Below are 13,238 nucleotides of genomic sequence, written 5' to 3'. Positions count from 1 at the left end.
CGTCGAAACCGGAAGGATTGAGCAATGACTGAGAACAAGCTGATCATCGGCACCGCGCCCGACTCCTGGGGTGTGTGGTTTGCGGATGACCCCAAGCAGACCCCGTGGGAGCGCTTCCTGGACGAGGTAGCCGAATCCGGCTACAAGTGGATCGAGCTCGGCCCCTACGGCTACCTGCCCAACGACCCCACCCGCCTCGCCGAGGAGCTCAAGCAGCGTGATCTGAAGGTCTGCGCGGGAACGGTCTTCACCGCGTTCCACCGCGGCCTGGACCAGTGGGAGACGGCCTGGGAGCCGGCCCGCAAGGTCGCCGAACTGACAGCAGCCATGGGCGGCGAGCACATCGTGGTCATCCCCGCCATGTGGCGCGACGATGTCACCGGTGAGGCCGTCGAAAGCGGCCAGCTCACGGAAAAGGCCTGGAGCGACCTGTTCGCCGGCCACAACCGGCTGGGCAAGACCCTGCTGGAGGACTTCGGCCTGAAGCAGCAGTTCCACTCGCACGCTGATTCCCACGTCGGAGCCCAGGATGACATTGAGACGCTCCTTGGAGCCACGGATCCGGAGTACCTCAACCTCTGCCTGGACACCGGCCACGCGGAATACTGCGGCGCCTCCAGCCTGGAGCTCATCAAGAATTACCCGGACCGGATCGGGTACCTGCACCTGAAGCAGATCAACCCGGACGTCCTCAAGAAGGTCAACGAGGAAAACATGACCTGGGCAGCGGCAAACCTGGCCGGCGTCATGACCGAACCGCCCAACGGCCTGCCGGACCTGCGCGCGGTCATCGAAGCAGTGGAGGCCCTGGACCGGCCGATCTTCGGCATCGTGGAGCAGGACATGTACCCGGTGGCATTCGACGTTCCGATGCCCATCGCCAAGCGCACCCGCAACTACCTGCTGTCCTGCGGCTCCCGCACTGCGGTCAGCTGACCTCCGCCCCGGCAATTCAAACCTAAGGAAAGAACAATGACTGAAACCCTTCGCGTCGCCGTTATCGGCGCCGGCCGCATGGGCGCGGACCACATCCAGCGCCTCAGCAAGCGCATCCACGGCGCTGAAGTAGCCGCCGTCGTCGACGTTGACCTCGCCCGCGCCCAGGCCGCGATCGAGGGCATCCCCGGGGCCGTTGCCCTGGCCGACGCCGAAGAGGCGCTGAACAACGGCGACGTCAATGCCGTCCTCATCGCCACGCCCGGCTTCCTGCACGAGGAGATCCTGCTCAAGGCTATTGCCAAGGACATTCCCATCCTGTGCGAGAAGCCGCTGACGCCGGATGCCGAGTCGTCCTGGAAGATCGTCCAGGCGGAGGAGAAGCTGGGCCGCAAGCGCATCCAGGTAGGTTTCATGCGGCGCTTCGACGCCGAATACTCCGCCCTGGGCCAGGTCATCCGCGACGGCGAACTCGGCGAGCTCCTGATGCTGCACCACCAGCACCGCAACCCCACCACCCCGGCGGGCTTCACCAACGAGATGCTCATCAACGACTCCGTGGTCCACGAATTCGATGCCATCCGGTTCTTCACCGGCGAAGAGATCACCTCCGTCCAGGTCCGCCTCGGCAAGGCCACGAAGAACGCCCCGGCCGGCCAGCACGACCCCCAGCATGTCCTGATCGAAACCGAGTCCGGTGTCCTGGCCGACGTCGAAATCTATGTGAACGCGAAGTTCGGCTACGAAGTGGCCACCCAGGCTTCCTTCGAGGACGGCATCGTCAGCATCGGCGGTGACAGCGGCCCGTACGTCCGCAGCAACGGCCGCTGGGGCGGCAAGGTCACCCCCGGCTTCGAAGAGCGCTTCGGCGCCGCGTACGACGTCGAAATCCAGGCCTGGGTTGACGCCGCGCTCCGCGGTGAAATCGGCGGACCGAGCGCCTGGGACGGCTACGCCACGGCGGCATGCTGCGAGGCCGGCGTGGAGGCGCAGAAGAACGGCGAGAAGGTGGCCGTGAAGCTGAACGCCAAGCCGGCCCTCTACAGCTAGGCCCCGCCCTAGGAGTTTTTGTCCGGATAATGCGCCTTCGAGGCCCGCAAGGTTGCATTATCCGGACGAAAACTCCGTTCGTTACCCGACTCTTTCCACAATGGAGTGTTCCCCGTGAAAATCGCCCTCGATCCCACCCCCTTCCACCACAGCCACAGCCTGCTGGAGTTCCCCAAGGTGGTGGCGGACCTCGGCTACAAGTACATGCAGATGACGCCGCATCCGGATTTCATCCCCTTCTACAACCACCCCAAGGCCGACGACGACCTGGTGGGCCAGCTGAAGAAGGCGTGCACCGACGCCGGAATCGAAATCGCGTCCATCCTGCCGGTGCTCCGCTGGTCCGGCCCGGATGAGGACGCCCGTGAGGCAGCCGTGCGCTACTGGAAGCGCGCCATCCAGATCGCCGTTGACCTGGGCGTCAGCACCATGAACACCGAGTTCAGCGGCCGGCCGGAACTGGCCGAGGAATCCGAGCGCGCGTTCTACCGCTCCATGGAGGAACTGCTCCCCATCATCGAGCGCGAAGGCATCGACCTGCTCATCGACCCGCACCCGGACGACTTCGTGGAAGAAGGCCTCGCCGCGATCCGCGTCATCCGCGGACTGAACTCGAAGAACGTCGGCATGGTCTACGTGGCCTCCCACAGCTTCCACATGAAGAACTCGCCGCTGGACATCATGCGCGCGGCGGGGGATAGGCTCCGCCTGGTCCACGTCGCCGACACCATGGACCACCACGCCTCGCACGGACTGCGCTACATCACCAACCCGCCGGGCAACGCCGTCCGCGTGCACCAGCACCTGAAGATCGGCGACGGCGACGTGAACTGGGATGAGTTCTTCGGCGGCCTGAAGGAAATCGGGTTCCTGGACCGGGACGACACCGTGATGGTGTCCAGCGTGTTCGCCGAAAACGAGAACGCCGAGGAGGTTTCCCGCTTCCAGCTGGACACCATGAAGCAGTACGTGCAGAAGGTCAGCGTATGACGGCGGCGCCTTCTGGGAAGGCTGACTTAAAACACAACAGGGCGCTGCGCACCGTCACCATCATCTCCACCTTCGGCGGCCTGCTCTTCGGCTACGACACGGGCGTCATCAACGGTGCCCTGCCCTACATGCAGGAGGACCTGGGCCTGACCCCGCTGGCCGAGGGCATGGTGACGTCGTCGCTGCTGTTCGGTGCCGCCTTCGGTGCCCTGTTCGGCGGCCGGCTGGCGGACCGGAACGGCCGCCGCAAGATGATCATGGTCCTGGCCGTGATCTTCCTGGTCGGCACGCTGTCCTGCACGCTGGCCCCCAGCACCGAGTTCATGGTGGCGGCCCGGTTCATCCTGGGCCTGGCCGTGGGTGGCGCGTCCGTGACGGTGCCGGTGTACCTCGCGGAGGTGTCGCCGTCGGCCCGGCGCGGACGGATCGTGACGCAGAACGAGCTCATGATCGTCACCGGCCAGCTGCTCGCCTTCATCTTCAACGCCTACCTCGGCAACACCTTCGGCGAGGCCGGGGGCATCTGGCGCTGGATGCTGGTGATCGCCACACTGCCGGCCGTCGCCCTGTGGATCGGCATGGCCTTCATGCCCGAAAGCCCCCGCTGGCTTGCCTCCATGGGCAGCTTCGGAGAGGCGCTCGGCGTGCTTCAGCGCATCCGCTCCAAGGCCGAGGCCACGGCAGAATTTGAAGAAGTCAAGGCCATGGCCGTGGAGGACTACAAGTCCAAGATGGGGTCCTGGAAGGACCTGCAGGTGCCCTGGCTGCGGCGGATCTTCTTCGTCGGCGTCGGCCTGGCGGTGATCCAGCAAATCACCGGCGTGAACTCGATCATGTACTACGGCACGCAGATCCTCGCGGATGCCGGCTTCGGCCGGGAAGCGGCACTGAGCGCCAACATTGCCAACGGTGTCATCTCCGTGCTGGCCACGTTCGCGGGAATCTGGCTCCTCGGCAAGGTGGGTCGCCGGCGGATGCTCATCACCGGCCAGATCGGAACCACCTCGGCGCTGCTGCTGATCGGCCTGTTCTCGCTGGTCCTGCCCGAGGGCACCGGCCGCGGCTACGTGATCCTGGCGCTGACCGTCACGTTCCTCGCCTTCCAGCAGGGGGCCATTTCACCGGTCACCTGGCTCATGCTCTCAGAGATCTTTCCCTTGAAACTACGCGGCCTGGGCATGGGCGCATCGGCGTTCGTGCTTTGGATCGTGAACTTCCTGATCGGCTTCGGCTTTCCGCAGCTGCTCGCGGCCATCGGCATCTCCAACACGTTCTTCGTATTCGCCGTCCTGGGTGTCGGGGCGATTCTGTTCGCCGCAAAGTACGTCCCGGAGACCAAGGACAAGAGCCTTGAGGACGTGGAGCATTACTTCAAGCACCAGGCCGGTGTCGTTACCGAAGCAAAGGCCCCTGCCGAAGCGGGATCCCCGGTCCGCTAAGCCCGCCCCGCGCCGGAGTTGTTGTACAGATAATGCCCTCTCGAGGCCTTCGAGGGGGCATTATCTGTAAACCCACCAGCGCCGGGAGGGTTCCTGGAGCTTAAAGCTAGACGCCGGCGTGGAGGCGGGGGAGGGCGTCCACCAGGGGCGCCAGCTCCGGCACCTGCTGCGCCTCGGCCAGGGTCCGCTCCAGCGCGGCGTCGTGGACGGGCCGCGCTTCTGCCAGCAGCTTGCTCCCGCTGTCCGTGAGCTCGGTGTAGATGCCGCGGCGGTCGTCCGCGCACAGGATACGGGTCAGCAGGCCGCGGTCCTCCAGCCGGTTCACCAGGCGGGTGGTCGCGCTGGCGCTGAGGGCCGTGGCCCGCGCCAGTTGCTGCATGCGCATGTGCCACCCGTCCTGCCGGCTGAGCGCGTCCAGCACGGTGTATTCGACGACGGAGAGCCGGGCCTGCCCCTGCAGCGACCGTTCCAGCTCCGCCTCGATCAGCCCGTGCAGGGCCGCCAGGGTGCGCCACCCCTGGGCGCGCACCTCCACGGCGTCGTCCTTGATGCCCATGGGCTCTCTCCTCCTTCAGTTCTCCGGCTCACTCGGGACAGAGCGCGGCAAATAGTTGCTTGCGCGTTATATCTTTCTGTGCAATATTTGCTTGTGCAACAAAATATAGCGCGCTTGCAACTATTAGCTTACGTCGCGCTCCCCGTTCAGTACAGTTCCGAAGGAGCACATCCATGCCTGTTGGCCTGATAGCCCTAGCCCTCGGCGGGTTCGGCATCGGACTCACCGAATTCGTCATCATGGGCCTGCTTCCCGAAGTGGCCGCGGACTTCCGGGTGACTGAAGCCTCTGCCGGCTGGTTCATTTCCGGCTATGCCCTCGCCGTCGTGGTGGGAGCGCTGGGACTCACCGCTGCAGTCTCCCGCTTCCGGCGCAAACCCGTGCTGGCCATGCTGCTGGTGCTTTTCATCGCCGGCAACCTGCTGTCCGCCGTTGCCCCTGACTACTGGGCGATGATGGCCGGCCGGGTGGTTGCAGCCCTCGCGCACGGCGCCTTCTTCGGTATCGGGGCGGTGGTGGCAGCCGGCATGGTCCCGGCGACGAAGAAGGCCGCCGCCATCGCCATGATGTTCACCGGCCTCACGGCAGCCAATGTCCTGGGCGTTCCGCTCGGCACGCTCCTGGGCCAGGCGGCAGGGTGGCGATCCACCTTCTGGGCCATCACCGGCATCGGAGTGCTTGCGCTCGCAGGCATCCTGGCCCTGGTGCCCAAGGCGGGGAACGATGACACTGCAAGCGGCGGCCTTCGCGGCGAGTTGCGCGCCTTCCGCTCCGGGCAGGTGTGGCTGTCCATCCTGGTGACCATCCTCGGCTACGGCGGAATGTTCGGCGCGTTCACGTACATCGCCTTCACCCTCACGGAGGTTTCCGGATTCGCCGCCTCCACCGTGCCATGGCTGCTGATCGTCTTCGGCGTCGGGCTCTTTATCGGCAACACCCTCGGCGGCAGGGCTGCCGACCGCGACGTCGACCGCACCCTGCTTGCCGTGCTGTCGGTCCTCGTCGTGGTGCTGGTGGTTTTCGCCCTGAGTGCGGGCAACCAGGTGCTCACCGTCGGCTCGTTGCTGCTCCTGGGCGGATTCGGGTTCGCCACTGTGCCCGGCCTGCAGATGCGCGTCATGAAGTACGCAGCCAAAGCACCCACGCTGGCGTCCGGAGCCAACATCGGCGCGTTCAATGTGGGCAACGCCCTGGGCGCCTGGCTCGGCGGCGTGACAATCACCGCCGGCCTCGGGTACACCTCGCCCATCTGGGCAGGGGCTGCGATCACCCTGCTGGGCCTGGCGGTGATGGCGGGCGCTGCCGCCAGGGCCAAGGCAACGGCCCGCCGGGTTCCGGCTCCGGACATGACCGCCGCGTCCGCGGCTGTTGCGTCCCCGACTGCTGCGTCCCCATCGGGCCTGGAGACGGAAGCGGCCGGTTCAGGCCAGGCTGAAACGGCCGACGTCGGACCCGTTTCCGTCCGCTAGCCGTCCGCGGGTAGGCCCGCCTACTTCGCCCCGAACGGCAGCCGGGGGTCCAGGTTCTGGCTGTCCCAGGTCTGGCGGACCCAGCCGTGGTGGGGGTCATCGCTGATGAGCCAGTCGCGCACGCGGCCGGGTCCGGCCATGACGTTGAGGTAGTACATGTCGTAGCCGGGCGCGGCCATGGCCGGACCGTGCCAGCCGTAGGGGACCAGTACCACGTCGCCGGTACGGACTTCGGCGGCAACATCGATGGGGCGGTGGTCGGAGGCGTAGACGCGCTGGTAGCCGATGGCGTCAGCATTCTCGCCCGGTCCGGTGGAGCCGGGAACGTCGGCCACGCGCGTCTCGAAGTAGTAGATCTCCTCGAGCCGGGTCTCACCCTCCTTCTCCTCGTCATGCTTGTGCGGAGGGTAGGACGACCAGTTGCCGGCGGGCGTGAGGACCTCGCAGACGATGAAGCGGTCGGCTTCCAGCGCAGCGGGGGTGCCGAAATTGTGGACCTGGCGCGAGCAGTTTCCGGCTCCGCGCAGTTCCACCGGCGTCTCCGCCGCGGTGATCAGGCGGGTGGGGTACTGGACCTTGGCGGGCGCCGTCGCAATGGCAACACGGCCGCCGTCGGACGACGTGACCGTGACCGCCTTGTCCGTCCCCGAGTAAAGCACGTCGGTGGGGCCGCTGAAGACGCTGGCCCGCCCGGCAAGGGGGTAGTCCAGCCCGTCCACGGAGGCGGTGAACCCCCCGCTCAGCGGGATGACGATTCGTTCCTCAGCCGCAGGCGGAAGTTCGACTGCGGCGCCCGGCGCCAGTGTGGCCACCTTCAATCCCGTGTGTTCCCAGCCCTTCACGGCAACTTTCGAGTCCGACGTTCCCAGTGAAACGTCCCAGCAACCTTCGGCTGCACTGCCCAGGGGGTAAACCCATTCGGCCATAAGTTCATGTTCCTTTCGGATGTGTGGTGGTCGGTCCGGGGCGCGGCAGCCCGGCGCAAGGGCAGGCATGACGCCGCCCCTGCGCTGAAGGAGCCTTTGCGGGCTCAGCGCCGAACTGCCCTAGCGCTGGACCAGTGTCATTTCAAAGCTGTAGGAGTCACCGCGGTAGACGTGGTGGCCGGTCTCGACGTTCCGCCCCGTGTCGTCGACGGCGGTGCGTTCCATGGTGACCAGGGCTGAGCCGGGCTCGGTCTCCAGGAGCGGAGCCTGGTAGTCGTTGGCCACCATCGCGCCGATCCGCTGTGTGGCCAGGCGGAAGTTGACGCCGCCGCTGCGCAGGATGCTGTACAGGCCCTGCGTCTTCAGCAGGTCCTCGTCGATATGCGTGATGTCGTCGCGCACCCAGTTCTCCATCAGGGCCAGCGGCTTGCCGCCCACCTTCCGGAGCCTGGTGAAATGGTAGACCTTGGCCCCGGCGGCGAGGTGCAGAGCCTCCCGGGTGGCGGCGTCGGCCTCGACGTGCGCAAAGGTGAGCACCTCGGTGGTGGGCTTGCTGCCGTTGTTGGTCAGGTCGTCGTACAGGCTGGACAGCTCGAGCGGCCGGCGGACCTGGCTCGACACCACCTGCGTGCCGACGCCGCGCTTGCGGACAAGGAGCCCCGAGCGGACCAGTTCGTCCATGGCCTTGCGCATGGTGGGGCGCGAGAGGTTCAGCTGGGCAGCGAGATCGATCTCGTTCTCCAGCCGGCTGCCGGGTTCCAGCAGTCCGGTGTGGATGGCAGCTTCGATGCCCTGGACGACCTGATGGTACAGCGGCACCGGCGACGAGCGGTCGATGCTGAGGTGTAGTTGGTTCGCCATTGAGTGCTCCCTTTGTGCTGCAGGGTCCTGCGTCCAGAGTCCTGTATGTCAGGGCATGTCCGTTTGTTAGGACATACTCTGATTTTGATCATAGCAGGGAGCCGCCGGCAGTCAAGGAGCGCGGTCGGTCAGCAAAGCCGGTGAGTCAGGGGGTCCGGCAGGCCTCCACGAACACCCGGAACGGGGCAAGCCGTTGCTCTTCGGTCGGTTCCAGGGCCTCCGGATGCCACTGCACCGACGCGACCCACCGATCGGGGTCCTCCAGCGCCTCCACCGTGCCGTCATCAGCCACGGCGGTCACCAGCAGACCCGGCGCCACGCGGTCCACAGCCTGATGGTGGCCGGATGCGATCTTGACCTCGACGGGGGCCGCCGGGTCTGGTGCGGCCGCCGCTTCATCACCCGGGGCCTCACCAGACCCGGCGGACTCCGTCCCGCCGGCGTCCAGATTCTGGACGGCAGCGTACATCTTCGCCACCTTGGATCCCGGGGTGATTGTCACCTCGTGCCAGACCCAGGGCCGGTTGGCCGCTGCCGGGATCTGGCGGTGCGGCACCGTACCCGGCGTCATGTCCTGGACCAGCGTCCCGCCGTACAGGACATTGAGCAGCTGGTGCCCGCGGCAGATTCCCAGTACCGGCATGCCGGCATCGAGCGCGCGCCGCGCCACCGCGGTGTCCAGCCGGTCCTGCTCCGTGTTGACGTCATAGAGGGAGGGTCCAGGTTCCTCGCCGTAGAGGCGCGGGTCAACGTCGCCGCCGCCGGGAAGTACGACGCCGTCCAGCGCCTCGGGCGCGTCCGGCACCTTCCCGCCGTCGGAAGTGCCGCCGTCGGCCGTTCCGCTTTTGGGTGTGCCGCTGCCGGGTACGGCACTGTCCGTCGTTCCGCTCGAGGGTGGGCCGGCCAGGCCGCGCTCCAGCGACGCCGGGGTGAGCAGTACCGGCTCCCCGCCGACATCACGGATGAGGCTGACGATGCAGCCGAAGAGGCTGTTGGCCTTTGCGACCCGCGGGTCCGGATCCGCCGAGCTGCTCAGCCGGACGGGAATGCCGATCCGCGGCCGGCGCACATCGCCCGGCACCGCACTCAGGGTCGAGTCCGGTGTCTGCACCGGTCCTGAATTCCGCGTTGAATTCTGCATCCTCAAATTCTGCCCCATATCCGGGCGGTTTAGGCTGGGCCGATGAACAACCGCTATTTGGTGTCCCGGGACCGTTTCATCGCCGCAGCACCGGACCGCATCTTCGAGGTCCTGGCCACTCCAGCGCTGCACAGCGAAATCGACGGTTCAGGCACCGTCAAAGGCGCCCAGCCGAGGGGCCCGCTGCGCCTCGGCCCGGGCGCCAACTTCGGGATGGAAATGAAGATCAGACTGAATTACCGCATCCTCAACACCGTCACGGAGTTCGAGGAGGGCCGCCTGATCGCCTGGCGCCACTTCTACGGGCATGTGTGGCGATACCTGCTGGAACCGTCCACGGACAGCAGCGGCGTGCCCGGAACGCTCGTGACCGAACAGTGGGATGCCCGTCATGTCCGCGGCAAGTTCCTGCTTCGGCTTGCCGGCTATCTTGGCCGCCATCCGGAGAATATTGACCGGACGCTCGCCAGGCTGGACTCCTACGTTACGGGCGACCAGGCCACAAGCTGACGCACTTTGTACCGTTTTTACTGCGGCTGGCCCGGCTTCGGTAGTGTTGGCAGCAAGAGGCAAGGCGAAAGTAGGGCAGTCGGTGGGGCGCAGGACACTTGTTGACGACCTCGTTGACGGTCTGCTGGACGACATACTCGACGGCAGGCTGAAACCGCATGACGCATTGCCGCCGGAAGCCGACATCGCCAAAGCCTATGACGTCAGCAGGCTGACCGCCCGGGAGGCGCTAAAGGCACTCCGGGCGCAGAACATCCTTTACGTCAAAGCAGGCCGCGGGACGTTCGTGAATCCGGCGGACAACTGGACCGGCCTCGACGCCATCATCAAGGCGGCCTCGCACGGCAACGCGGACGACCAAGTTTCCCGTGGACTGATCGAGGTCCGGCGCATGGTGGAAACCGGCGCCGCCGCGCTCGCGGCCAGACGCCACACCCCCGAGCATGCCGAGGAGATGCGGGCGTCCATCGCGGACATGAAGCGGTATCACCAGGCCGGAGACCTTGACGGGTTCGTGGCGGCGGACATCGCCTTCCACGACACCGTGCTGAAGGCTTCCGGCAACCCGTTTGTCCGCGCCCTCCTGGCCCAGCTGGGCCAGTCCCTCTACCGCGCCCGCCGCGAGACGTCGGCCATCGAGGAGATCCAGCGCCACGCCATCGCCTTCCACCAGCGCGTGCTGGAGAGCATCCTCACCGGCGACGCCGAGCTGGCCCGCAAGGCCATGGACGAGCACATGGACCAGACGTTCGAGGACTACGAACGTTACGTCCACGGCCAGCGCTCCTAGGCTCCGACTGTTTCCGGGTCCTGACTTTCTGCTGGGTCTTGACTTTTAGCCGGGCCCCGGCTTGCCCGTAGCTGCACCGGTTTCTTAGCCCGCGTTTTCTTTTCCTCGCGTCCGCCTTTTTCGTCTTGACGTAATGCTCGTCACCCTCCTATGCTTTTGGTCATGTTCTTCCGTCAGATGTCTGACATCAGATAAGTAAGACGTAATCACTGAAAACCGGACAGAACCCCCACACAGACAAGCAGCGGATTCCCCCCGCGAAGCCGCAGGGCAGGGAACCGCCAGACAGAAGGTCGATGATGACTTCATTAACCACAAAGTCCTTCGGACTCGGCGAGCTTGGCGACCGCACGCTCCGCAAAGTCCGCCGCCGCGTCATGCCGCTGATCGTTCTCCTCTACTTCGTCGCGTACCTTGACCGCAACAACGTAGGGTTCGCCAAGCTGACCATGAGCGAGGACATCGGCCTGACGGCTGCGGCCTACGGTCTTGGCGCAGGAATCTTCTTCCTGGGCTACGCCCTCCTGGAGGTGCCCAGCAACGCCGGCATGTACAAGTTCGGCGCCCGCAAGTGGCTGGCCCGCATTCTAATCACCTGGGGTCTCTTCGCCACCGCGATGGCCCTGGTGAACGGCGAGACCACGTACTACATCATCCGGTTCCTGCTCGGCGCTGCAGAGGCCGGCTTCTTCCCGGCCATCCTCTTCTACCTGACCCTGTGGTTCCCGGCCGCACAGCGCGTCACCGTGCTGGGCATCTTCATCCTGGCCCAGCCCATTTCCAACGCCCTGGGCGCGCCCGTCTCGGGCCTGCTGCTCCAGATGGACGGCATCCTTGGACTGCAGGGCTGGCAGTGGCTCTACATCATCGAAGGCATCCCCGCCATCCTCCTTGGCGTGCTGACCCCGATCCTCATGACGGACCGCCCGCGGGACGCCAAGTGGCTCGACGCCGACGAGCGCGAATGGCTTGCCACCACCATGGACGCCGAACTGGCAGCCAAGTCCAAGGGCGGCAGCCACAACTTCCTGGCCGGCCTCAAGGACAAGCGCACCATCGTCTACTCGGCCCTGTACTTTGGCCTGGTCTGCGGCATCTACGGCCTGGGCCTCTGGATGCCCACGATCGTTGCTGCCCTCGGCAAGTTCTCCACCGCCCAGGTCGGCTTCATCGTCCTCATTCCGTACGCCATCGCAGCAGTCTTCGTCTACTTCTGGAGCAAGCGTGCCGACAAGACGGGCAAGCGTGCCTGGCACAGTTCGGTCAGCATGGTGCTCGCGGGTGTGGGTCTGCTGTCCGCTGGCTACCTGCTCCAAGTCAACCCCGTCCTGGCCCTGGTGGCCCTCACGGCAGCGGCAATGGGTATCTACGGAGCCATCGCCCCGTTCCTGTCCATGCCGTCCGCAGCCCTGACCGGCGCAGCAGCAGCCTCCGGCCTTGCCATGGTGAACTCGCTGGGTAACCTCGGCGGCTTCGTTGCCCCCTACGCCGTCGGCCTGTTCAACGACGCCACGGGCAGCAACCAGAGCGGCCTCCTGTTCCTCTCCTTCTGCCTGTGTGTCACAGCTGTGGCCACCTACCTCTACGCCCGCAAGCGCCCCGAAGGCGACGCTGCCCTGGACCCCGCAGTCAAGGCCGCCGCAGACGCCCCGGCCAGCCACTAAAGACCCATCCGAGAACACCCGAAGGAATACTCGCAATGAGCTCAATCACCCCTTTCCCCGCAGAGCGCACCGTGGTGCTGACCGGCGCTGCGTCCGCCCGCGGCATCGGCCGCGCAGCAGCTGACCGCATGGCCAGCGAAGGCTGGTCCATCGCGATCCTGGACATCAATGCCGAGGACGCGAAGGCCGCCGCCGCGGAGATCGGGTCCAACCGTGCCGTGAAGGCTATCGGTGTCGGCGCCGACGTCTCCGACGAAGCTTCCGTCGACCGGGCGATCAGCGAGATCGAAGCGTCCCTGCCGCCGATCGTGGCACTTGCCAACCTGGCCGGCATCAGCTCCCCGACCCCCTTCATGGAAACCACGGTTGCCGAGTGGGACAAGGTCTTCGCCATCAACATGCGCGGCACGTTCGTTGTTTCCCAGCGGGTGCTCAAGGGCATGATCGAACGCAAGCTCGGCCGCATCGTGAGCATCTCCTCCATCTCCGCCCAGCGCGGCGGCGGCACCTACTCCAAGGTGGCCTACAGCGCCTCCAAGGCCGGCATCATCGGCTTCACCCGGGCCCTGGCCCGTGAAGTGGGAGAGTTCGGCGTGACCGTGAACGCCATCGCCCCGGGTCCGATCGACACCGACATCATGGGCGGGACGCTGACCGAGGAGCGCAAGGCCCAGATGTCCGAGGGCATCATGATGGGGCGCGTCGGTACCCGCGAAGAAGTGGCTGCGCTGATCTCCTTCCTGCTGGGTGCGGACTCCGGCTACATCACGGCCGCTACCTACGACATCAACGGCGGCCTCCAGGTTTCCTAACCCGGTTCCTGAGCCGTTCCTGATTTATCCGAAGTGCCCCGCCGGGATTCCCGGCGGGGCACTTCGGGCAGAACACCGCATTAGGCTGGGCAGC

Annotated in this window: 13 protein-coding genes; 9 read left to right on the top strand and 4 right to left on the bottom strand. The window is 66.0% G+C overall.

Features of this window, described 5'->3' with window-relative positions; genetic code table 11:
* Window positions 1–24 precede the first annotated feature (24 nt).
* From ARGLB_RS16400 to ARGLB_RS16385, 4 genes are all read left to right on the top strand, one after another.
* The gene (locus ARGLB_RS16400; RefSeq protein ID WP_003804605.1) at window positions 25–936 is read left to right on the top strand and encodes a sugar phosphate isomerase/epimerase family protein; all 912 of its coding nucleotides are present in this window, start codon (window positions 25–27) and stop codon (window positions 934–936) included.
* A gap of 36 nt (window positions 937–972) precedes the next feature.
* The gene (locus ARGLB_RS16395; protein WP_003804604.1) at window positions 973–1,986 is read left to right on the top strand and encodes a Gfo/Idh/MocA family protein; all 1,014 of its coding nucleotides are present in this window, start codon (window positions 973–975) and stop codon (window positions 1,984–1,986) included.
* Window positions 1,987–2,100: 114 nt separating this feature from the next.
* Window positions 2,101–2,976, top strand: coding sequence for a sugar phosphate isomerase/epimerase family protein (locus ARGLB_RS16390; RefSeq protein ID WP_003804602.1), 876 nt, complete (start codon window positions 2,101–2,103; stop codon window positions 2,974–2,976).
* Entirely contained in the window at window positions 2,973–4,415 is a 1,443-nt protein-coding gene (locus tag ARGLB_RS16385) for a sugar porter family MFS transporter (RefSeq protein WP_003804599.1), read from the top strand. Before ARGLB_RS16390 ends, ARGLB_RS16385 begins: the two co-directional genes overlap by 4 nt.
* Window positions 4,416–4,521: 106 nt before the next feature.
* On the opposite strand, the gene ARGLB_RS16380 is transcribed toward ARGLB_RS16385, so the two are convergent.
* Window positions 4,522–4,971, bottom strand: coding sequence for a MarR family winged helix-turn-helix transcriptional regulator (locus ARGLB_RS16380; RefSeq protein ID WP_003804596.1), 450 nt, complete (start codon window positions 4,969–4,971; stop codon window positions 4,522–4,524).
* Window positions 4,972–5,144: 173 nt separating this feature from the next.
* On the opposite strand from ARGLB_RS16380, the gene ARGLB_RS16375 reads away from it, so the two are divergent.
* A complete protein-coding gene (locus tag ARGLB_RS16375; RefSeq protein WP_003804593.1) occupies window positions 5,145–6,440 on the top strand; it encodes an MFS transporter in 1,296 nt (431 codons plus the stop codon).
* A 20-nt stretch (window positions 6,441–6,460) separates the two neighbouring features.
* On the opposite strand, the gene iolB is transcribed toward ARGLB_RS16375, so the two are convergent.
* The 3 genes from iolB to ARGLB_RS16360 form a co-directional block, all read right to left on the bottom strand.
* Complete coding sequence (gene iolB / locus ARGLB_RS16370; RefSeq protein ID WP_003804590.1) at window positions 6,461–7,366, bottom strand: 5-deoxy-glucuronate isomerase; 906 nt, start codon at window positions 7,364–7,366, stop codon at window positions 6,461–6,463.
* A 120-nt stretch (window positions 7,367–7,486) separates the two neighbouring features.
* On the bottom strand, window positions 7,487–8,227 hold the full coding sequence (locus ARGLB_RS16365; RefSeq protein WP_003804588.1) for a GntR family transcriptional regulator: 741 nt from the start codon (window positions 8,225–8,227) through the stop codon (window positions 7,487–7,489).
* 145 nt (window positions 8,228–8,372) lie between these two features.
* Complete coding sequence (locus ARGLB_RS16360) at window positions 8,373–9,368, bottom strand: gamma-glutamyl-gamma-aminobutyrate hydrolase family protein (RefSeq protein ID WP_003804586.1); 996 nt, start codon at window positions 9,366–9,368, stop codon at window positions 8,373–8,375.
* 42 nt (window positions 9,369–9,410) lie between these two features.
* Between ARGLB_RS16360 and ARGLB_RS16355 the strand changes: the two genes are divergently transcribed.
* The 4 genes from ARGLB_RS16355 to ARGLB_RS16340 all read left to right on the top strand — a co-directional run bounded on the left by ARGLB_RS16355 (window position 9,411) and on the right by ARGLB_RS16340 (window position 13,144).
* Entirely contained in the window at window positions 9,411–9,878 is a 468-nt protein-coding gene (locus ARGLB_RS16355; RefSeq protein ID WP_003804582.1) for an SRPBCC family protein, read from the top strand.
* An 82-nt stretch (window positions 9,879–9,960) separates the two neighbouring features.
* Window positions 9,961–10,668 (top strand): FadR/GntR family transcriptional regulator, encoded by a 708-nt coding sequence (locus ARGLB_RS16350; RefSeq protein ID WP_003804580.1) that lies wholly within the window; start codon window positions 9,961–9,963, stop codon window positions 10,666–10,668.
* Window positions 10,669–10,964: 296 nt separating this feature from the next.
* Window positions 10,965–12,332 (top strand): MFS transporter, encoded by a 1,368-nt coding sequence (locus ARGLB_RS16345; protein ID WP_003804579.1) that lies wholly within the window; start codon window positions 10,965–10,967, stop codon window positions 12,330–12,332.
* Window positions 12,333–12,367: 35 nt separating this feature from the next.
* Window positions 12,368–13,144 (top strand): SDR family NAD(P)-dependent oxidoreductase, encoded by a 777-nt coding sequence (locus tag ARGLB_RS16340; RefSeq protein WP_003804577.1) that lies wholly within the window; start codon window positions 12,368–12,370, stop codon window positions 13,142–13,144.
* Window positions 13,145–13,238: the final 94 nt, after the last annotated feature.

The organism is Arthrobacter globiformis NBRC 12137, from assembly GCF_000238915.1.
Taxonomy (GTDB): domain Bacteria; phylum Actinomycetota; class Actinomycetes; order Actinomycetales; family Micrococcaceae; genus Arthrobacter; species Arthrobacter globiformis.
This window is presented reverse-complemented; position numbering and strand designations above follow the sequence as displayed.

Coding starts and splice junctions, on each gene's coding strand:
- ARGLB_RS16400 (WP_003804605.1), top strand. CDS start 25: ATGACTGAGAACAAGCTGATCATCGGCACCGCGCCCGACTCCTGGGGT.
- ARGLB_RS16395 (WP_003804604.1), top strand. CDS start 973: ATGACTGAAACCCTTCGCGTCGCCGTTATCGGCGCCGGCCGCATGGGC.
- ARGLB_RS16385 (WP_003804599.1), top strand. CDS start 2,973: ATGACGGCGGCGCCTTCTGGGAAGGCTGACTTAAAACACAACAGGGCG.
- ARGLB_RS16380 (WP_003804596.1), bottom strand. CDS start 4,971: ATGGGCATCAAGGACGACGCCGTGGAGGTGCGCGCCCAGGGGTGGCGC.
- ARGLB_RS16375 (WP_003804593.1), top strand. CDS start 5,145: ATGCCTGTTGGCCTGATAGCCCTAGCCCTCGGCGGGTTCGGCATCGGA.
- iolB (WP_003804590.1), bottom strand. CDS start 7,366: ATGGCCGAATGGGTTTACCCCCTGGGCAGTGCAGCCGAAGGTTGCTGG.
- ARGLB_RS16365 (WP_003804588.1), bottom strand. CDS start 8,227: ATGGCGAACCAACTACACCTCAGCATCGACCGCTCGTCGCCGGTGCCG.
- ARGLB_RS16360 (WP_003804586.1), bottom strand. CDS start 9,368: ATGCAGAATTCAACGCGGAATTCAGGACCGGTGCAGACACCGGACTCG.
- ARGLB_RS16355 (WP_003804582.1), top strand. CDS start 9,411: ATGAACAACCGCTATTTGGTGTCCCGGGACCGTTTCATCGCCGCAGCA.
- ARGLB_RS16345 (WP_003804579.1), top strand. CDS start 10,965: ATGATGACTTCATTAACCACAAAGTCCTTCGGACTCGGCGAGCTTGGC.
- ARGLB_RS16340 (WP_003804577.1), top strand. CDS start 12,368: ATGAGCTCAATCACCCCTTTCCCCGCAGAGCGCACCGTGGTGCTGACC.